At 71.6% G+C, this 20,589-nt stretch carries 15 protein-coding genes and 2 pseudogenes; 13 read left to right on the top strand and 4 right to left on the bottom strand.

Annotated features, from left to right (window positions below):
* Positions 1-11 precede the first annotated feature (11 nt).
* Positions 12-1,637, bottom strand: coding sequence for a malate synthase A (aceB, locus tag C4B68_RS08125; protein WP_099498715.1), 1,626 nt, complete (start codon positions 1,635-1,637; stop codon positions 12-14).
* 217 nt (positions 1,638-1,854) lie between these two features.
* Positions 1,855-2,454, bottom strand: a complete 600-nt coding sequence (locus tag C4B68_RS08120; protein WP_099498714.1) for a nucleotidyltransferase family protein — start codon at positions 2,452-2,454, stop codon at positions 1,855-1,857.
* Positions 2,455-2,662: 208 nt separating this feature from the next.
* Here C4B68_RS08120 and C4B68_RS08115 point away from each other — a divergent pair, with 208 nt between their 5' ends.
* A complete protein-coding gene (locus C4B68_RS08115) occupies positions 2,663-2,977 on the top strand; it encodes a DUF5955 family protein (protein ID WP_099498713.1) in 315 nt (104 codons plus the stop codon).
* Positions 2,978-3,009: 32 nt separating this feature from the next.
* Here the strand turns inward: C4B68_RS08115 and C4B68_RS08110 are convergent, their stop codons facing one another.
* Positions 3,010-3,813: an IclR family transcriptional regulator gene (locus tag C4B68_RS08110; protein WP_099498712.1), complete on the bottom strand. Its 804-nt coding sequence runs from the start codon at positions 3,811-3,813 to the stop codon at positions 3,010-3,012.
* A gap of 324 nt (positions 3,814-4,137) precedes the next feature.
* Here C4B68_RS08110 and allB point away from each other — a divergent pair.
* The 4 genes and pseudogenes from allB to C4B68_RS08090 form a co-directional block, all read left to right on the top strand.
* A pseudogene (gene allB / locus C4B68_RS08105) lies at positions 4,138-5,490 on the top strand (allantoinase AllB); the annotation flags it as partial.
* Between the two features lie 84 nt (positions 5,491-5,574).
* The gene (gene alc / locus C4B68_RS08100) at positions 5,575-6,681 is read left to right on the top strand and encodes an allantoicase (protein WP_218963929.1); all 1,107 of its coding nucleotides are present in this window, start codon (positions 5,575-5,577) and stop codon (positions 6,679-6,681) included.
* 118 nt (positions 6,682-6,799) lie between these two features.
* Complete coding sequence (locus tag C4B68_RS08095) at positions 6,800-7,810, top strand: DUF6236 family protein (RefSeq protein ID WP_099498711.1); 1,011 nt, start codon at positions 6,800-6,802, stop codon at positions 7,808-7,810.
* Between the two features lie 60 nt (positions 7,811-7,870).
* Positions 7,871-8,467 (top strand): annotated as a pseudogene (locus C4B68_RS08090) (DMT family transporter); the annotation flags it as partial.
* A 60-nt stretch (positions 8,468-8,527) separates the two neighbouring features.
* Here C4B68_RS08090 and C4B68_RS08085 read toward each other — a convergent pair.
* A complete protein-coding gene (locus tag C4B68_RS08085; RefSeq protein ID WP_099498710.1) occupies positions 8,528-9,541 on the bottom strand; it encodes a Gfo/Idh/MocA family protein in 1,014 nt (337 codons plus the stop codon).
* Positions 9,542-9,642: 101 nt separating this feature from the next.
* On the opposite strand from C4B68_RS08085, the gene C4B68_RS08080 reads away from it, so the two are divergent.
* From C4B68_RS08080 to C4B68_RS08045, 8 genes are all read left to right on the top strand, one after another.
* Complete coding sequence (locus C4B68_RS08080; protein WP_240634254.1) at positions 9,643-10,407, top strand: GntR family transcriptional regulator; 765 nt, start codon at positions 9,643-9,645, stop codon at positions 10,405-10,407.
* Between the two features lie 233 nt (positions 10,408-10,640).
* On the top strand, positions 10,641-11,645 hold the full coding sequence (locus tag C4B68_RS08075) for a sugar ABC transporter substrate-binding protein (protein WP_099498708.1): 1,005 nt from the start codon (positions 10,641-10,643) through the stop codon (positions 11,643-11,645).
* Complete coding sequence (locus tag C4B68_RS08070; protein WP_180289140.1) at positions 11,642-12,703, top strand: ABC transporter permease; 1,062 nt, start codon at positions 11,642-11,644, stop codon at positions 12,701-12,703. The genes C4B68_RS08075 and C4B68_RS08070 overlap by 4 nt, the downstream gene beginning before the upstream one ends.
* Positions 12,704-12,717: 14 nt before the next feature.
* Positions 12,718-13,521 (top strand): ATP-binding cassette domain-containing protein, encoded by an 804-nt coding sequence (locus tag C4B68_RS08065; protein ID WP_099499020.1) that lies wholly within the window; start codon positions 12,718-12,720, stop codon positions 13,519-13,521.
* Between the two features lie 133 nt (positions 13,522-13,654).
* Entirely contained in the window at positions 13,655-14,800 is a 1,146-nt protein-coding gene (locus C4B68_RS08060; RefSeq protein WP_099498707.1) for an ROK family glucokinase, read from the top strand.
* Positions 14,797-15,378 (top strand): sugar kinase, encoded by a 582-nt coding sequence (locus C4B68_RS08055; RefSeq protein WP_099498706.1) that lies wholly within the window; start codon positions 14,797-14,799, stop codon positions 15,376-15,378. The genes C4B68_RS08060 and C4B68_RS08055 overlap by 4 nt, the downstream gene beginning before the upstream one ends.
* A 95-nt stretch (positions 15,379-15,473) precedes the next feature.
* Complete coding sequence (locus tag C4B68_RS08050) at positions 15,474-18,368, top strand: DEAD/DEAH box helicase (RefSeq protein ID WP_099498705.1); 2,895 nt, start codon at positions 15,474-15,476, stop codon at positions 18,366-18,368.
* Positions 18,365-20,509, top strand: a complete 2,145-nt coding sequence (locus C4B68_RS08045; protein WP_099498704.1) for an SWIM zinc finger family protein — start codon at positions 18,365-18,367, stop codon at positions 20,507-20,509. The genes C4B68_RS08050 and C4B68_RS08045 overlap by 4 nt, the downstream gene beginning before the upstream one ends.
* The last annotated feature ends 80 nt before the right edge of the window (positions 20,510-20,589 follow it).

Raw genomic sequence — 20,589 nt, 5'->3', positions numbered from 1 at the left:
CTGGAGCCGGTTCAGCCGTCCAGCTGCTCGTACGCGGGCAGCGTGAGGAATTCCGCGTAGTTCTCGTCGAGGGCGACGGTGAGCAGCAGGTCGTGGGCCTGCTGCCAGTGGCCGGCGGCGAAGGCCTCCTCGCCGATCTCGGCGCGGATGTTCGCCAGCTCCTCGGCGGCGACCTTGCGGGCGAGTTCCGGCGTGGCCTTCTCGCCGTTCTCGAACTCGACGCCCGCGTTGATCCACTGCCAGATCTGCGAGCGGGAGATCTCGGCGGTGGCCGCGTCCTCCATGAGGTTGAAGATGGCGACGGCGCCGAGGCCGCGCAGCCAGGCCTCGATGTAGCGGATGCCGACCTGGACGGCGTTGACGAGACCGTTGTACGTCGGCCTGGCGTCCAGGGAGTCGACGGCGATCAGGTCGGCTGCCTCGACGTGGACATCCTCGCGCAGCCGGTCCTTCTGGTGGGGCCGGTCGCCGAGGACGGCGTCGAACGAGGCCATGGCGATCGGGACGAGGTCCGGGTGGGCCACCCACGACCCGTCGAAGCCGTCGGCCGCCTCGCGGTCCTTGTCGGCCTTGACCTTCTCGAAGGCGACCTTGTTGACCTCTTCGTCGCGCCGCGACGGGATGAACGCGGCCATGCCGCCGATCGCGTGTGCGCCGCGCTTGTGGCAGGTGCGGACGAGGAGTTCGGTGTACGCGCGCATGAACGGGGCCGTCATCGTCACCGCGTTGCGGTCCGGAAGGACGAACTTGGCGCCGCCGTCACGGAAGTTCTTGACGATGGAGAAGAGGTAGTCCCAGCGGCCCGCGTTCAACCCGGAGGCGTGGTCGCGGAGTTCGTAGAGGATCTCCTCCATCTCGTACGCGGCCGTGATCGTCTCGATCAGGACGGTCGCGCGGACGGTGCCCCGCGGGATGCCGGCGTAGTCCTGCGCGAAGACGAAGACGTCGTTCCAGAGGCGGGCCTCCAGGTGCGACTCCGTCTTGGGGAGGTAGAAGTACGGGCCCTTGCCGAGGTCGAGCAGCCGCCGCGCGTTGTGGAAGAAGTACAGGCCGAAGTCGACGAGCGCGCCCGGGACGGGCTTGCCGTCCGCGTCGACGAGGTGACGCTCACTCAGATGCCAGCCGCGCGGGCGCATCACGACGGTCGCGAGTTCGTCATCGGCCTTCAGTGCGTACGACTTCCCGGACCGCGGGTCGGTGAAGTCGATGTTCCGGGTGTACGCGTCGATCAGGTTGAGCTGGCCGAGGACCACGTTCTCCCAGGTGGGCGCCGAGGCGTCCTCGAAGTCCGCGAGCCAGACCCGGGCACCCGAGTTGAGGGCGTTGATGGTCATCTTGCGGTCGGTGGGGCCGGTGATCTCGACGCGGCGGTCGTTCAGGGCGGCCGGAGCGGGGGCCACCTTCCAGGAGTCGTCCGCGCGGATCGCGGCGGTCTCCGGGAGGAAGTCGACGGTGGAGGTGCGGGCGATCTCGGCGCGGCGCTCCGCGCGGCGGGCGAGGAGCTCGTCACGCCGGGGCGTGAACCGCCGGTGCAGCTCGGCCACGAAGGCGAGGGCCGCGTCGGTGAGGACCTCTTCCTGCCGGGGCAGGGGCTCGGCGTCGACGATGGCCAGCGGGGACGGCGCTGGTGCGGACATGAGCTGTCACTTCCTTCGGCGAACTGCGTTACGTAGGGCGCTCGGCGTTACGTAGGGCACTGGGTGTCACGGGCACCGGATACGGCTGACCACGTCCTCGGAGCGGTCCAGCGGCTTCTGAGCAGTGGATACTAGTTTCCTCATGGTGGAAATTCAATGGTTTGTTGATGTCGAGATTCTCCGGGTCGAGGCAAGGTGGCGCTCGGTGCCACCCCGCTCACTCAAGGTGGATCAGATCGCCCTCCGTGTCGATGTCGTACGCCTCGGCCACATCCCCGCACTCGACGAGCGTGACGATGTCGTCGTGGGCCCTCAGATAGGCGCGTGCCCCCCGGTCGCCGGTCGCGGTCGCCGCGATGCCCGCCCAGTGACCGGAGCCGAACAGCACCGGGTGGCCGCGTACTCCGCCGTACGCCGCCGCGGCGAGCGACAGGGGGGACTGGTACGCGGCGAGCACCCGGGCCACCGCCTCCCGCCCGATTCCGGGCTGATCGACGAGCGACACCAGCGCGGCCCGCGCCCCCGTGTCCGCCAGTGAGCGGAGTCCCGCCCGCAGCGAGGAACCCATGCCCTCCTCCCAGTCCGGGTTGTCCACGAGGACACACCCGGGCAGCAACGCCTGTTCGCGTACGGCATCGGCCTGGGCGCCCAGGACCACATGGACGCGGGTGCAGCCCCCCGCGCGCAGTACTCCGACCGCGTGTTCGACGAGGGGGCGTCCGCGGTGCCGCAGGAGGGCCTTGGGCCGCCCGCCGAGGCGCCGCCCGCCGCCGGCCGCCAGCAGCAGCCCGGCGACCTGGGCTTTGTTCTCCGTCATGTCCTCTGCATACCCGGCCGGCGCCGGGCGTGCGCCGGAACCCGTTCGGACCCCGTGCCCCTTGGGCTGAATTTCGGTCCACGGAGTGGCGCCCGGCGCGCGGGGTGGCGTTTACTGACCCGCGTCCCCCGGCGCCCGACCACCGCCATGGGGGATCCGGGGGACGTACGAAGGACCGACGCACAACGGTGTGCGAGGGGGGAGCGCTGTGTTGCGGAGCTTGGGGCAGAGGCCAGTGACCGGCAGCGACGAGGACCCGAGGGTGGCGGAGCTACGGACCGCCGTCTCGCGGCTGCGCCGTGAACTCGCCGCGCATCCCGCCGAGTTCCCCGACCGCGGCATCGCCGAGGACGAACTCGCGGCCCTCGCCGCGATGGCCGTCACGGGCATCCCCGAAATCCCGCGGCTGCGCCGCTCCCTCCTCCTGGTCGCGGGCGCGATCGGCTCCGTCAGCGCACTGGCCACCAGCCTCGCCGATGTCCGCAGTGCGGTGGATCTGTTCCGGGAACCGCCGCTGCGCTAGCCCCGCACGTCCCTGGGGCCTCGGGGCTCTGATCAGGCCCCGGGCCCGGAACTGGCCAGGGCCCCCGACAGCTCCGACGCGACCTGTTGCAGCACGGGCACGATCTTCTCGGTGGCCGCGTCGGTGACCCGGCCCGCCGGGCCGGAGATCGAAATGGCGGCGGCGGTGGGGGAGTCGGGTACGGAGACGGCCAGGCAGCGGACGCCGATCTCCTGCTCGTTGTCGTCGACCGCGTAACCGAGCCGGCGCACCTCGTCGAGCGCGGCGAGGAAGCCGTCCGGCGTGGTGATCGTCTTCTCCGTCGCGGCGGGCATGCCCGTACGGGCCAGCAGCGCGCGCACCTCGTCGTCCGGGGTGTGCGCGAGCAGCGCCTTGCCCACGCCCGTGGAGTGCGGCAGCACCCGGCGGCCCACCTCGGTGAACATGCGCATCGAGTGCTTGGACGGCACCTGGGCGACGTAGACGATCTCGTCCCCGTCGAGCAGCGCCATGTTCGCGGTCTCGCCAGTCTCCTCGACGAGGCGGGCGAGGTACGGGCGGGCCCAGGTGCCGAGCAGCCGGGAGGCGGACTCCCCGAGGCGGATCAGGCGGGGGCCGAGCGCGTACCGGCGGTTGGTCTGCTGTCGTACGTATCCGCAGGCCACCAGCGTGCGCATGAGCCGGTGGATGGTGGGCAGCGGCAGCCCGCTGCTCGCCGACAGCTCGCTCAGGCCGACCTCGCCGCCGGCGTTCGCCATGCGCTCGAGCAGATCGAAGGCGCGCTCGAGGGACTGGACGCCGCCGCTGGGAGCGGGTGACTTGGCGGCGTCGGTGGTGCTGGCGCTGGACGACGGCACGGCGGCGGTCCTTTCAGGCGCGGAATTCAGAGGGGCGACCCGAAGGGTCTCGGACAGGGCGGTGGCGGGAGACGGGTGGGCAGGGATGCAGCCTACCGGGGAGTTGGTTGACTCCCAGGTTGCGCGTGGCAACGTTCTGCTGGTTGGAATTCTACTTCCACTTTGCGGATATGCCAGAGGGTAGGTGGATCGGGGGGAGAGTGAAGAAGCGGGCTCTTGACGAGGTGAGAGCCGGAGTGAAGACTCCTTCAACAGAACGTTGAATTTTGTTACGTGGGCGTAAACCCGCGTATCGGGAGTCGACAACGGCAGAGAGGGGTCCGGGTGTCCGACGTCGGAACGGTCGAACGGGTGCTGCGCTCGACGCGCGTCATCACTCCCGAAGGGACGCGTGCCGCCTCGGTCGCGGTCGCCGCGGGGAAGATCACGGCCGTGCTCGCGTACGACGCGGAGGTGCCGGCCGGTGCCCGGCGGGAGGACTTCGGCGACGACGTCCTGCTGCCCGGCCTCGTCGACACGCACGTCCATGTCAACGACCCCGGCCGCACGGAGTGGGAGGGCTTCTGGACCGCGACACGCGCCGCGGCCGCCGGTGGCATCACCACCCTGATCGACATGCCGCTCAACTCCCTCCCCCCGACGACGACGGTCGACCACCTCCGCACGAAGAAGGACGTCGCCCGCTCCAAGGCGCACATCGACGTCGGCTTCTGGGGCGGCGCGCTGCCCGGCAACGTCAAGGACCTCAGGCCGCTGCACGACGCGGGCGTCTTCGGCTTCAAGGCGTTCCTGTCGCCCTCCGGAGTCGACGAGTTCCCCGAGCTGGACCAGGAGCAACTCGCCCGGTCCCTCACCGAGATCGCCGGATTCGACGGCCTGCTGATCGTGCACGCCGAAGACCCGCACCACCTGTCCGCCGCCCCGCGGATGGGCGGGCAGAAGGCCATGAAATACACAGACTTCCTCGCCTCGCGCCCGCGCGACGCCGAGGACACCGCCATCGAGAACGTCATCGCCCAGGCCAGGCGCCTCAACGCGCGCGTACACGTGCTGCACCTGTCGTCCAGCGACGCGCTGCCGCTGATCGCCGCCGCGAAGGCCGAGGGCGTACGGCTCACGGTGGAGACCTGCCCGCACTACCTCACGCTCACCGCCGAGGAAGTCCCGGACGGCGCCAGCGAGTTCAAGTGCTGCCCGCCCATCCGCGAGGCCGCCAACCAGGACCTGCTGTGGCAGGCGCTCACCGACGGCATCATCGACTGTGTCGTCACCGACCACTCGCCGTCGACGGCCGACCTGAAGACCGACGACTTCGCGACCGCGTGGGGCGGCATCTCCGGCCTCCAGCTGAGCCTGTCGGCGGTCTGGACGGAGGCCCGCAAGCGGGGCTACGGCCTAGAGGACGTCGTCCGCTGGATGTCCACGCGCACGGCGCACCTCGCGGGGCTCGGTCAGAAGGGCGCCATCGAGGCCGGACGCGACGCCGACTTCGCGGTCCTCGCCCCCGACGAGACCTTCACCGTGGACCCGGCCGCGCTCCAGCACCGCAACCGGGTCACGGCGTACGCGGGCAAGACCCTCAGCGGTGTCGTCAAGTCCACCTGGCTGCGCGGCGAACGCATCGTGGCCGACGGCGAGTTCGGCGAACCGACCGGCCAACTCCTGTCCCGGCACCCGTCATCACGCACCCGCTCGCGCACCCGCGGGGGCCGAACCTCGAAAGGCGGATCGATCATCGTGACGGCGCAGCATCCATCGCCTCTGGCTCGTTTCACCGGCGACGCGAACCCCTACGGAGGCGGCGACCCGTACGCGGACTACCGCACCGACGACTTCCCCTTCACCCAGTACGCCAACCTCGCCGACCGGCGGCTCGGTGCCGGTGTCATCGCCGCCAACGACGAGTTCTTCGCCCAGCGCGAGAACCTGCTGGTGCCCGAGCGTGCGGAGTTCGACCCCGAGCGCTTCGGCCACAAGGGCAAGATCATGGACGGCTGGGAGACGCGGCGGCGCCGCGGTGCCTCGGCCGGGCACCCGTGGCCGACGGCGGAGGACCACGACTGGGCGCTGGTCCGCCTCGGCGCGCCCGGCGTGATCCGCGGCATCGTCGTGGACACCGCCCACTTCCGCGGCAACTACCCGCAGGCCGTGTCCGTCGAGGGCGCGTCCGTCGCCGGCTCCCCGTCGCCCGAGGAACTCCTCGCCGACGACGTGAAGTGGACGACGCTCGTCCCGCGCACGGCGGTCGGCGGGCACGCGGCGAACGGCTTCGCCGTCTCCGTCGAGCAGCGCTTCACGCACCTGCGCGTCAACCAGCACCCTGACGGGGGCATCGCGCGTCTGCGGGTGTACGGAGAGGCGGTTCCGGACCCGAAGTGGCTTGCGGTTCTCGGCACCTTCGACGTCGTCGCCCTGGAGAACGGCGGCCAGGTCGAGGACGCGTCCAACCTCTTCTACTCGCCCGCCACCAACACCATCCAGCCCGGGCGCTCCCGCAAGATGGACGACGGCTGGGAGACGCGCCGTCGCCGCGACCAGGGCAACGACTGGATCCGGTATCAGCTGGTGGCCCAGTCCGAGATCCGCGCCATCGAGATCGACACGGCGTACTTGAAGGGCAACGCGGCGGGGTGGGCGTCGGTGTCGGTGGCCGACAGCGCGGACGGCGACTGGACGGAGATCCTGCCGCGCACCCGCCTCCAGCCGGACACCAACCACCGCTTCGTGCTCCCGGACCCGGCAGTCGCCACCCACGCGCGCGTGGACATCTTCCCCGACGGCGGCATCTCCCGCCTGCGCCTGTTCGGCTCCCTCACGGAGGAGGGCGCGGCCCGACTGGCGGCCCGCCACCAGGAGTTGGGCGGCTGACCCCGCGGCATCGTGGGGGCGCACCCGCGGTACGACCTGGGTGTGCCCTACGGGCTGTGGCGTTCCGCTAGGTTGAACTACCGCTTGCAGGCGAGAAGTTCATGCCGGGGGAGACCTGATGGCCGTTCTGCTTTACTACCCGCTGGTGACCCCGCCCACGGAGATCGTCCATCAGGCGCTGCTCTACTGGGACGGCGTCGCCTCAGTCGTACCGCGAGAGTCCGAGATCTACGACGCGGCGGTGTCGCCGGACTTGAAGGACCTGCGGCGGCGAGGTCTGTACACGCCACTCACCTTCGACCGCCGCTCCATGGAGGTGCTGCAAGACCCTGAATACCGGGGCGCGTTCCGTGGCAACTCGGCCTCCCAGGTGCTGATGGAGGAACTGCACCGGCTCTCCAGGAACCGTGACCGGTGGGGGCTCGTACCGAACTCTGTCATCTACGGCTCGAAGATGAGCTATTGGCTTGAGCGGGAGCTGCTCCGCCTCGACCTGGCCGTCCCGAACCGGGAGCGCGGTTTCTGGAGCCTGACCGTGCCGACCGAGGTCTGGCAGCTGATTATCGGTGTCACGGTGCGGGAACTGGCCTGTGGCGATCGCGCTTCGTACGTCCCTTACACCGAGAACGACGAGGCGTACCGGTGGGCCCTGCGCGCCCCCGCACAGGACCGTGTGCCCGCCTGGGAGGTGGAACTCGGCAAACTGCTGCCCGTCCCCGCCCCAGGCACGGCGACCGCCGACGTCCTCGCCTTCCGTGAGCGTTATGACGACGAGCGGCTGCGCCTGATGCGCGCCCTCCACCGCATGCTGGGAGATCTGCGCCGGGACTACGACCATCCCGCCGACGTCCTGGCACAACTGGAAGTTGAGCTGAAGCAGGCGGCGAAGGACTACCGGGGAGCCGCGAAGAGCAGCCGAATGGCATGGGTGAACAGGAGCGTAACGGTCACGGTGGGGGTGGCCGCCGCGGCCGTGGGCGCCTTGGTGATCCCCGATTTCGGGTGGCTCCTGGGCGCGGGCAGCGGCTACGCGATCAACGTGGCGACCCGAGAAATCCGCCCGCTGAGCAGGGCGCGCGACGACCACGATTTCAGCTATGTGCACCGGGTGGAGCAGGGTCTGTCCTGAAACCCTGGGCCCTCAGGCGGCATGCCCCCCGTCCACCGAGAACTCCGCCCCCGTGACGTAGCCGGCCGCATCATCAGCCTGACCATGATCTTCACGCCGCTCGCCGAAGCGGCCGTGACCCGGGTGCGTCCCTCGCGTGCGTTCCTCGCCGCGGCCGGTGTCTTCGTACTCGGCGTCGTACTGCTCACCCAGGGCGGCGGTTTCACGCGTCCATCGCTCGGCGATCTGCTGATGCTGCTGGCCGCCCTCGCCCGCACCGTGCATGTGCTCGCCATGTCACGCGTCAAGTCCGTGCAGGGCGCCGAGGCGCTACCGCTGACCACGGTCCAACTCGGCGCCGCCGTCGCGGTGTTCGCGGTGCTGTCGACCGGCGCCGACACCACGCCGTGGAGCACGGCCGCGGGCTTCGGCCTGCGGGCGTGGGCCGGGCTGCTGTTCCTCTCCGTGTTCTGCACGCTGTTCGCCTTCTTCGTGCAGATGCGGGCGGTGCGCCGGACCTCGCCGTCCCGGGTCAGTCTGCTCCTCGGAACCGAGCCCCTGTGGGCCGCCGCCGCGGGGATCGCCCTCGGCGGTGAACGGCTCGGGGTGCTCGGCCTGGCGGGCGGCGCACTCGTCCTCGCGGGGACCGCGTGGGGGCGCCGGAGATCGCCCTGTTGACGTACGACGCGGGGCTTCTGGAGGAGGACGGGCACTGATCGGGACGACGCGAGGCGGTGCTCAGTCCCGTCCGCCCGCGATCTCCCCGAGCCGCACCGAGCGCCGCTCCTGTCGCGACAGGACGCAGGCCTCGGCGATGCGCAGGGCCTGCAGGGCCTCGCGGCCGTCGCAGGGGTTGGCGCGTTCACCGCGGACGACCTCGACGAAGGCGGCGAGCTCGGCCTCGTACGCGGGCCCGAAGCGCTCCAGGAAACCGGTCCACGGCTTGTCGGCGGGCGGCGGCCCGGCCGGTTCGGTGGAGGCGATCGGCGTACGGTCGTCGAGGCCGACGGCGATCTGGTCCAGCTCGCCGGCCAGCTCCATCCGTACGTCGTAGCCCGCGCCGTTCATCCGCGTCGCCGTCGCCGTGGCGAGCGTGCCGTCGTCGAGGGTGAGGACGGCCGCGGCGGTGTCGATGTCCCCGGCCTCGCGGAACATCGCGGGCCCGGCGTCGGACCCGGTCGCGTACACCTCGGTGACCTCGCGGCCCGTGACCCAGCGCAGCATGTCGAAGTCGTGGATCAGACAGTCCCGGTAGAGCCCGCCGGAGAGCGATAGGTAGCCGGCCGGGGGCGGCGCCGGGTCGGACGTCATCGCCCGGACCGTGTGCAGCCGGCCGAGCCGTCCCGACCGCACCGCCTCGCGGGCGGTGGTGTAGCCCGCGTCGAAGCGCCGCTGGAAGCCCAGTTGCAGGACCGTCCCCGCGGCGTCGACCTCGGCGAGCGCGGCCAGCGTGCCCTGCAGATCGAGGGCGATGGGCTTCTCGCAGAAGACGGGGAGCCCCGAGCGTGCTGCCCGACCGATCAGTTCGGCGTGGGCCGACGTGGCCGCGGTGATCACCACGGCGTCCACGCCCCAGGTGAAGACCTCGTCGACGCTGGGCGCCGCCGTCGCGCCCAGCCGGTCCGCCAGCCGATGGGCCCGCGCGGTGTCCGCGTCCGTGACGATGAGGGAGCCGCCGACCTCACGGTGGCGGCTGAGAGTGGTCGCGTGGAATGTGCCGATACGACCCGCTCCGATGAGTCCGATGCGCATGGGAACAAATTGGGGGCGCACCCGGCATCGTGTCAATGGTTTGTCCGGACAATCGAACTTCACAACTTCCCGTCAACATCTCACGGAGCTACGCTCGGGCCGTGCCCAAACCAGATGTCGATCCGACCCTCTCGCTCCAGCTGAGCGTCGACCGCAGCAGCCCGGTCCCGCTCTACTTCCAGCTGTCCCAGCAGCTGGAGGCCGCGATCGAGCACGGGACGCTGACCCCGGGCAGCCTGCTGGGCAACGAGATCGAGCTCGCCGGGCGGCTCGGACTGTCCCGGCCCACGGTCCGCCAGGCCATCCAGTCCCTCGTCGACAAGGGGCTGCTCGTACGGCGCCGCGGCGTGGGCACCCAGGTCGTACACAGCCAGGTCAAGCGCCCGCTGGAGCTCAGCAGCCTCTACGACGACCTGGAATCGGCGGGCCAGCGCCCGGCGACCCAGGTGGTCGTGAACACGGTCGTACCGGCGTCCGCCGAGGTCGCGGCCGCCCTGGGCGTGGCCGAGGGCAGCGAGGTGCACCGCGTGGAGCGGCTGCGTCTCGCCCACGGCGAGCCGATGGCGTACCTCTGCAACTATCTGCCGCCCGACCTGCTGAAGCTGGACAGCGCGCAGATGGAGGCCACCGGGCTGTACCGGCTGATGCGCGCGGCGGGCATCACCCTGCACAGCGCCCGCCAGTCCGTCGGCGCCCGCGCGGCCACCGCGGAGGAGGGCGAGCGGCTCGGTGAACCGGCCGGCGCGCCCCTGCTCACCATGCAGCGCACGACCTTCGACGACACGGGCCGCGCCGTCGAGTTCGGCACGCACATCTACCGCGCCTCGCGCTACTCCTTCGAGTTCCAGCTCCTCGTACGGCCGTGATGCGGCTCACCTTACGGCCGTGACTGGGCTCGTCGTACGGCCGTGACCAGGGTGGGGCGCGACCGCGGGAATGCACCGTGTGCGGGACCCGCTGATGGGGTGCACGTTCCTCGTGATTGATACTTGGGCGTTTGGGGCCGGTGAGACGCCGGTCCCCGCGGGGCCTACTGGATGGCCCGCCGGGCCGCTGGGCCCGGTGCACCAAGGATCAAGGCAAGAAGGGGCGCGGCCTCGTGGCACGGACTCGGACCTGGGTAAGCATCGCGCTCGCAGGGGCGCTCGGGCTGTCCCTCGCGGGATGCAGCAGCACCGGCGGGAAGCGGGCCGAGGACGCCCGCAAGGCGGCGGCAGCCCAGGGCAGGGCCGCGGTGAACACGCCCAGGTGGACCTTCGCCATGATCACCCACTCGGGCGACGGCGACACCTTCTGGGACATCGTGCAGAACGGCGCCAAGCAGGCCGCCGTCAAGGACAACATCAACTTCCTGTACTCGCACAACGCCGAGGCACAGCAGCAGGCGCAGCTCGTGGACGCCGCCGTCGACAAGAAGGTCGACGGCATCATCGTCACGCTCGCCAAGCCCGACGCCATGAAGGCGGCCGTCGCGCGCGCCCAGAAGGCCGGCATCCCCGTGATCACGGTGAACTCGGGTTCCGAGGAGTCCAAGGCGTTCGGCGCGCTCACGCACATCGGCCAGGACGAGACGATCGCCGGCGAGGCAGTCGGCGACGAGCTGAACAAGCGCGGAAAGAAGAAGGCCCTGTGCGTCCTGCACGAGCAGGGCAACGTCGGCCACGAGCAGCGCTGCGAGGGCGTCGGCCAGACCTTCGACGGCGAGGTGCAGAACCTCTACGTCCAGGGCACCAGCATGCCCGACGTCCAGGCCTCCATCGGCGCCAAGCTGCAGGCCGACAAGTCCATCGACGCGGTCGTCACGCTGGGCGCCCCCTTCGCGGACACCGCGGTCAAGGCCAGGCAGGACGCGGGCAGCAAGGCCGAGATCGACACCTTCGACCTGAACGAGAAGGTGGCCGCGCAGCTCAAGAACGGCACCCTCGGCTTCGCCGTCGACCAGCAGCCGTACCTCCAGGGGTACGAGGCTGTCGACCTGCTCTGGCTGTACAAGTACAACGCCGACCTCCTCGGCGGCGGCAAGCCCGTCCTCACCGGCCCCCAGATCATCACCAAGGACCAGGCCGGCGCGCTCGAGGACTACGCGGAGCGGGGGACCCGATGACCGCCACGGCACCCGCGCCCGCGCCGTCGCCGGGCACCATGGCGGACGAACGCCTCCTGAAGACCTCGCCGCTGCGCAGGCTCATGGGCCGCCCCGAGCTCGGCTCCGTGGTCGGCGCGATCGCCGTCTTCGTCTTCTTCGCGCTCTTCGCGGACAGCTTCGTACGCGCCACGAGCCTCAGCACGGTCCTGTACGCCGCGTCGACCATCGGCATCATGGCCGTCCCGGTCGCGCTGCTGATGATCGGCGGCGAGTTCGACCTCTCCGCGGGCGTCATGGTGACCAGCTCCGCGCTGATCTCCTCGATGTTCAGCTACCAGATGACCGCGAACGTGTGGGTCGGCGTCCTCGTCTCGCTCCTCGTCACGCTCGCGATCGGCGTCTTCAACGGCGTCATGCTGACCCGCACCGATCCGCCGAGCTTCATCATCACGCTCGGCACCTTCCTGATGCTGACCGGCATGAACCTCGGCTTCACCAAGCTGATCAGCGGCACGGTCTCCACGAAGTCGATCTCCGACATGGAGGGCTTCTCCTCCGCCCACGACGTGTTCGCCTCGACGATCACCATCGGCGGCGTCGACTTCAAGATCACCATCCTGTGGTGGCTGGCCCTGGTCGCCGTAGCCACCTGGATCCTGCTGCGCACCCGCGTCGGCAACTGGATCTTCGCCGTCGGCGGCGGCGAGGAAGCGGCCCGCGCGGTCGGCGTCCCGGTCGACAAGACCAAGATCGGCCTCTACATGGGGGTCGCCTTCGGCGCCTGGATCTCCGGCCAGCACCTGCTGTTCTCGTTCGACGTCGTCCAGTCCGGCGAGGGCGTCGGCAACGAGCTGACCTACATCATCGCGGCCGTCATCGGCGGCTGTCTGATCACCGGCGGCTACGGCTCCGCGGTCGGCGCTGCGGTCGGCGCGCTGATCTTCGGCATGGTGAGCAAGGGCATCGTGTTCGCCGAGTGGAACCCCGACTGGTTCAAGTTCTTCCTGGGAGTGATGCTGCTCCTGGCGACCCTGCTCAACCACTGGGTCCGCAAGCGCGCGGAGGCGACAAAGTGACCACGGACGCGGACATGACGACCGACTCGGCCTCCACGGAGCGTTCGCCGCTCGTCGAGCTCGACGACGTCAGCAAGTACTACGGCAACATCCGTGCCCTCGAAGGCGTCTCCCTGGAAGTCCACGCGGGCGAAATCTCCTGCGTGCTCGGCGACAACGGCGCGGGCAAGTCCACCCTCATCAAGATCATCGCGGGCCGGCACCAGCACGACGCGGGCACCCTGCGCATCGAGGGCGCGGCCACCAGGCTGTCGTCCCCGCGCGAGGCCCTCGACCACGGCATCGCCACGGTCTACCAGGACCTCGCCGTCGTCCCGCTGATGCCGGTCTGGCGCAACTTCTTCCTCGGCTCCGAGCCGCGCAAGGGCGTCGGCCCCTTCAAGCGCCTGGACGTCGACTTCATGCGCCGGACCACCCATGCCGAGCTGCTGCGCATGGGCATCGACCTGCGCGACGTCGACCAGCCCATCGGCACCCTCTCCGGCGGCGAGCGCCAGTGCGTGGCGATCGCCCGCGCCGTCTACTTCGGCGCCAAGGTCCTCGTCCTTGACGAGCCCACCGCGGCCCTCGGTGTGAAGCAGTCCGGTGTGGTCCTCAAATATGTGGCAGCAGCACGGGACGCCGGACTGGGTGTTGTGTTGATCACCCACAATCCCCATCACGCGTACCTGGTGGGCGACCGGTTCGTGCTCCTGAAGCGGGGGGCGATGGTCGGCAGCCATACGCGGGACGAGATCACGCTGGACGAGCTGACGCGACAGATGGCCGGTGGCAGCGAGCTGGACGACCTCCGTCATGAGCTCGAACGCGCCACGTGAGGAGGCGCCCCGTCAGGGGCGCGGAGCCGGCTGTGCCGCGTGGGCGCGACCAGCCGCAGGGGGTACTCGGCCCAGGGGCGGCCGGAAGCTCCCACGGTGCAGCCCCTCCGGAGCGTAAGGCAGAATCGCAGCGATGAGCACCTACCGCGACCTCGCACACCGCGGCTCCGCGCGCGCCACCGTCCTGCGGACCGTAGGAACGCGCGAACGCCGTTCCCATCTGACGGCCCCCCGCGTTCCGACCGTCGGCATCGACATCGGCGGCACGAAGGTGATGGCGGGCGTCGTGGACGCCGACGGCAACATCCTGGAGAAGGTCCGCGCCGAGACGCCGGACAAGTCCAAGAGCCCCAAGGCCGTCGAGGACACCATCGTCGAGCTGGTCCTGGACCTCTCCGACCGGCACGACGTGCACGCGGTCGGCATCGGCGCGGCCGGCTGGGTCGACGCCGAGCGCAACCGCATCCTGTTCGCGCCCCACCTGTCATGGCGCAACGAGCCCCTGCGCGACCGCATCTCGGGCCGCCTGTCCGTGCCTGTCCTGGTCGACAACGACGCCAACACCGCCGCCTGGGCCGAGTGGCGCTTCGGCGCCGGGCGCGGCGAGGACCACCTCGTCATGATCACGCTCGGCACCGGCATCGGCGGCGCGATCCTGGAGGACGGCCAGGTCAAGCGCGGCAAGTTCGGCGTCGCGGGTGAGTTCGGCCACATGCAGGTCGTACCCGGCGGCCACCGCTGCCCGTGCGGCAACCGCGGCTGCTGGGAGCAGTACAGCTCCGGCAACGCGCTGGTCCGCGAGGCCCGCGAGCTCGCCGCCGCGGACTCCCCGGTGGCGTACGGGATCATCGAGCACGTCAAGGGCAACATCGGCGACATCACAGGGCCGATGATCACGGAACTCGCCCGTGAGGGCGACGCCATGTGCATCGAGCTGCTCCAGGACATCGGCCAGTGGCTCGGCGTCGGCATCGCCAACCTGGCCGCCGCCCTGGACCCCTCCTGCTTCGTCATCGGCGGCGGCGTCAGCGCGGCCGACGACCTGCTGATCGGCCCCGCGCGGGACGCGTTCCGCAGGCACCTCACGGGCCGCGGCTACCGCCCCGAGGCCCGTATCGCCCGCGCCCAGCTCGGCCCCGAGGCCGGCATGGTCGGCGCCGCCGACCTCGCCCGCCTCGTCGCCCGCCGCTTCCGCCGCGCCAAGCGGCGCCGCGTGGAGCGCTACGAGCGGTACGAGCGCTACACGGAGTCCCGCCGTTCGACCCAGGGATCGCTGTGACGCCCTCTCTGCCGCACCAGGCACCGCCGCCCGACGAGCCGGACCGGAAGCTGGAGGACCCGCGGCACAAGTTCCGCCGCCGCGCCATCACGCTGCTGATCATCGTGCTGCTCATCGGCGTACCCGCCGGCTATCTGGTGATCTCCGCCAACCAGAGCCGCGACGCGGGCAAGCAGAAGGAGGAGAAGTACTCGGCGACCGGCCTCACCGCGGGCTGGCCGTCGCGCGTCCAGCGCCGGCTGTACCAAGTACCCATCCCCCTGAAGTCCACGGACGTCGCCTACTACGAGACCAACAACTGGAAGACCAGCCGCCTGTACGTGCAGTTCGGCACCACCAACGCGGACCTGGACCGCTTCCTGGCCAAGGTCGGCACCAGCCGCGACGCCCTGCGCAAGGGCGACGTCACCATCGGCGCCCGCGACCAGAAGGTCGTCGGCTGGGAGTTCACGGGCCCCGGCCCCTGGTGGGGGCTCGTCCACAAGCAGAAGGACCCGGCGCCCACCCAGGACATCGTCGTGAACTGGTCTCAGCCCAAGCACCCCATGGTGTATGTGGTCTCGCGCACGATTCCCTGACCGGTCCCGCCATGGTCGCCGCGACCGATTGTCAGACCCCGCCCGTAGAGTCGAAGACAACTGATTCGACTGAGGGGCGGGAGGTGACCGGACGTATGGGGGACGGGGTGGACGGGGTGGCCGAGCGGGCGCTTTCCGTACGGGCGCTCCCCGCGCGTTACGCAGCCGTCTTCCTGCCCGCGCCCCTGCCGCGCGAGGGGCGGATCGCGTTCTGGGATCCGGACGGCGAGCCCGTCACCGGGAAGCCGTCCGCCGAGCACGCCGCGGGGGCGCTGACCGGTGAGCGCGTCGACGGGGCGCCATCGGGGGAGCGGACCGAGCTGACGGTCGTACGGCCGCACGGCGCCGGAGTCCGCAGAGGCACCGTCCCCGCCGTGACCCTTCCGGTCGCGGAGGCCCTGCCCCTGCTGGCGGGGGCGCGCCGTGACCCCGCCGCACATCCCGCGACGGCTTGCTGGGGCGCGGCCGCGCTGCACGCGCTGCGGCTCGTCGCGCGCGGGCGGCTGCTGCCGGGGCTCACGGCCGACGGCGTCGACGCCTGGCGCGCGGGCCCGCTGGACCAGGACGACATCGCCCACCTGAGGGCGGTCGCCGCGGCCCTCCCGTACGAGGGACATGCCGTCCCGCTCCCCGGCAAGGGCCCGCTCCGGCTGCCCGAGCCGGAAGCGCTGATGCGTTCCTTCCTGGACGCGGTCGCCGACACGCTGCCGCGCACCCCGGCCGCGTCCCACACCTTTGGCAAACCGTTCGCGGCGAGCGAGCCGCAGCGGCTGCCCGGCGCCCACGACTGGGCCGCTGAGGTCGCCGCGGGGATGGACGCGGGCGTACGGATCTCGCTCCGCCTGGACCTGTCCGCGTACCAGCTCTTCGACGACGGCGAGGGAGCGCGGCGCGCGGGCGCGGCCGTCGTCCAGGTGCACAGCCTCGCCGACCCCACCCTTGTCGTGGACGCGGCGGCCCTGTGGGCGGGGGAGGCCGACGCGACGTTCGGACCCCGCGCGCGCGTCGACGCGGCCCTCGCGGTGCGCCGCGCGGCCCGCGTCTGGCCACCCCTGGACCGCCTGTCGGAACAGGACGTGCCCGATGTACTCGCCCTCTCCGAGGAGGAGCTGTTCGACCTGCTCGGGGTCGCGGCGACCCGGCTCGGCGCGGCCGGGGTCGCCGTGCACTGGCCCCGGGACCTCGCCCAGGACCTGAGCGCGGCGGCGGTGGTGCGTCCCGCGCCCGGCTCGGCGACGGACGGCACCGGGTTCTTCGAGAGCGAGGAACTCCTCCAGTTCCGCTGGCAGTTGGCGATCGGCGGCGATCCGCTCACCGAGGCCGAGATGGACACCCTGGCCGAGGCCCACCGTCCGGTCGTCCGGCTGCGCGACCAGTGGGTGCTCGTCGACCCGGCCCTGGTCCGCAAGGCCCGCAAGCGCGAACTGGGCCTGCTCGACCCGGTCGACGCGCTGTCCGTCGCGCTCACCGGCAGCGCCGAGGTCGACGGCGAGACGGTCGAGGCGGTACCGGTCGGGGCGCTGGCCGCGCTGCGCGACCGCCTGACGACGGGCGTGACCCCCGTGGAGCCGCCACCGGGCCTCCAGGCCCGCCTGCGCGACTACCAACTCCGTGGCCTTGCCTGGCTGGACCTCATGACCTCCCTCGGCCTCGGCGGCTGCCTCGCCGACGACATGGGCCTCGGCAAGACCGTCACGGTCATCGCGCTCCACCTGCGGCGGGCCCGCAGCGAGCCGACCCTGGTCGTCTGCCCTGCATCGCTCCTCGGCAACTGGCAGCGGGAGATCGCCCGTTTCGCGCCCGGCGTCCCCGTCCGCCGCTTCCATGGACCCGACCGCACCCTGGACGACCTCGACGGCGGCTTCGTCCTCACCACGTACGGCACGATGCGCTCGACCGCCCCCCGCCTCGCCGACCAGAAGTGGGGCATGGTCGTCGCGGACGAGGCGCAGCACGTCAAGAACCCGTTCTCGGCGACGGCGAAGGCCCTGCGGACGATCCCGTCCCCCGCGCGCGTGGCGCTCACTGGCACCCCCGTGGAGAACAACCTCTCCGAACTCTGGGCCCTGCTGGACTGGACGACCCCCGGCCTGCTCGGCCCCCTCAAGTCCTTCCGCGCCCGGCACGCGCGCGCGGTGGAGAACGGCGAGGACGACGAGGCGGTCACACGCCTGGCCCGCCTGATCCGCCCCTTCCTTCTGCGCCGCAAGAAGTCCGACCCCGGAATCGTCCCCGAACTCCCGCCGAAGACGGAGACGGACCACCCCGTCCCCCTGACCCGCGAACAGGCCTCGCTCTACGAGGCGGTGGTCCGCGAGTCGATGCTGGCGATCGAGACCGCCGAAGGCATCGCGCGCCGGGGCCTGGTCCTGAAGCTCCTCACCTCCCTCAAACAGATCTGCAATCACCCGGCGCAGTACCTGAAGGAGGACGCACGAGCGGCCACCCACGGCCTCTCCGCCCGCTCCGGCAAACTGGCCCTGCTCGACGAGCTGTTGGACACCCTGCTGGCCGAGGACGGCTCGGCCCTGGTCTTCACGCAGTACGTGGGGATGGCCCGCCTCATCACCGCCCACCTCACCGCGCGCGCCGTCCCCGTTGAGCTCCTGCACGGCAGCACGCCGGTCCCCGACCGCGAACGCATGGTGGACCGTTTCCAGAGCGGGGCGACCCCGGTCCTGGTGCTGTCCCTCAAGGCCGCCGGCACCGGCCTCAACCTCACCCGCGCGGGCCATGTCGTCCACTTCGACCGCTGGTGGAACCCCGCCGTCGAGGAACAGGCCACCGACCGCGCCTACCGCATCGGCCAGACCCAGCCCGTCCAGGTCCACCGCCTCATCACCGAGGGCACGGTGGAGGACCGCATCGCCGAGATGCTCGAAGCGAAGCGAGCCCTGGCCGACGCGATCCTCGGCTCCGGCGAGGCATCCCTGACAGAACTGACCGACCGCGAGCTGTCGGACCTGGTGTCGCTGCGGAGGTCCGCATGAACGGTTCCGAGGACGAGCGGCGGCCTGTGACGCAGGGCGCGGAAGAGCGGTTCCCGTCGGCCGGGGGCGCGGACGAGTCGTTCCCGTCGGCCGGGGGCGCGGACGAGTCGTTCCCGTCGGCCGGGGGCGCGGACGAGTCGTTCCCGTCGACTGGGGGCGCGGACGAGTCGTTCCCATCGACTGGGGGCGAGGACGAGGAGCGCGCCCAGCCCTCCCGCCCCGCCGACGAGGCCCGCCAGGCACTGAGGGCCGCGCGAGAGCGTGAGGCGAGGGATACGACCACCGGAGCCGAACCGGCGTCGCCGCGCAAGGCGGTTCCCTCCCCGCCGGGCCCCCGACCGGGCGACGTCGCCAGGGAGGCCTTGCTACGCGCCGCGACGAAGGAGAGCGTCGCGGACAAGGATGCGGATGCCGCGTCCGTCGGGGCCGCCGGGCCCTCCGTCGGGGCCGCCGAGCCCTCCGTCGCGCCCGCGGCACGGCCAAAGACGCAGCCCTCGGTCACCGCCGCGCGCCCTGGTGACATCGCCCGCGAGGCACTGCGCGCGGCCCGCACCGAATCCAGGCAGGCGCGGCCGGAGGCCCAGGACAAGGGAGCCGAGACCAAGCGCCGGACGGGAGACCCGGCGTCGCCCCATCCCCGGTCTGGCCGCGGCCGCAGATCCCCGGACCAAGATCGAGGAACCCGAGCCCGGGACGTACGGGCCCTGCTGGCCGGGGCTTTCGAGCTACCCGACGCCGAGCCACCCCTCGTCCCCGCCGACGAGGCAGGCACACGCGGCGAAGCGCCCCCAGCACACCCCTCGTCCCCGCCCTCCTCCCCGTCCGAGCCGGAAGCGCGAACCGAAAGCGCACCCCCGACCGCCCGCGTACCCCGCTCCATGGCATCCCCAGGGCGAGACGGTGAGCTGCGCCGCACGTTCCCCGCATCCACGGCGCGGAGGCCGGAGGCCGACGAGTTCGCCGAGACGTGGTGGGGCAATGCCTGGGTGACCGCCCTGGAGGAGGGTGCGTTGGACGCGGCGCGACTGGCGCGCGGGCGTGCGTACGCCGGACACGGTCACGTCGACGCCATCACGGTGACGCCGGGGCTGGTGCTCGCGTACGTGCACGGCAGCCGGCCGCGGCCGTATCGCGTGCAGGTCAGGGTGCGGACGCTGTCCGACGGCGACTGGGACCGCTTCCTGGACGCGGCCGCCGAGCGCCCCGGGCACATCGCGGCGCTGCTCGACAAGGAGTTGCCGCAGTCCCTCGCGGACTGCGGAGTCCCCCTGCTCCCCGGCCCCGGCGAGCTCGACCCGCACTGCAGTTGCCCCGACTCCGGTCACCCCTGCAAGCACGCGGCGGCCCTCTGCTACCAGACGGCACGTCTGCTGGACGAAGACCCCTTCGTGCTGCTGCTGTTGCGCGGCAGGGGCGAACGCGAGCTGCTCGACGCGTTGTCCCGCCGCAATGCCGCCCGCGCGGCCCGCGCCGCCCAGGAACAGAAACCGTCGCCCCTCCCCGGCATACGAGCCCGCGACGCCCTGGCCCGGCGCACGCTGCCGCCCCTTCCCACACTATTGCCACCGCCCGCGCACCCCGAACAGCCGCCGACCTACCCGGGTGTGCCGGGCGGCCCGGACCCCTTCGCGCTCGACCAGCTGGCCACCGACGCGGCCGCCCGCGCGCACGCGCTGCTCACCACGGGCCGGGATCCTGTCGCCGACCTCACCCTCTGGCAGGACGCGGTGCGCCTGGCGGCCGCCCGCCCCGGTTCCGGCCTCACCGCCACCACCCGAGCCCTGTACGCGTCCCTCGCCTCCGCCACCGGACGCACCCCGGCCGACCTGGCACGGGCGGTCGCCGCCTGGCGACAGGGCGGCTTCGAAGCACTCAGCGTCCTCGAAGAACCCTGGGATCCACCGGCGGGCCGTTTCGACCGCGCCCGCCCGCTCCTCCTGGCCGCCGACCTCCCCGCCTTCCGCCCCTGGCGCAACCACCTCACCCACCCCCACGGCCACGCCCAACTCCGCCTCGGCCACAACGGCCTCTGGTACGCCTACGAATCCGAACCGGGCCACAACGACTGGTGGCCTCGAGGTACCCCCGACCTGGACCCGGTCGGCGCCCTGACAGGCCTCGGCGCACCAGGGGACCTCTGACCCCCCCCACGCCCAATACGGCAGCCACCCGCCCCCACAGCTGGGCCGAAGGCACCCGGCCCGCACCCAGGACGGCCGAC

It is taken from the genome of Streptomyces dengpaensis (assembly GCF_002946835.1).
GTDB classification, from domain to species: Bacteria; Actinomycetota; Actinomycetes; order Streptomycetales; family Streptomycetaceae; genus Streptomyces; species Streptomyces dengpaensis.
The sequence above is the reverse complement of the archived record's forward strand: the minus strand, read 5'-3'. Positions and strand labels throughout refer to the sequence as shown.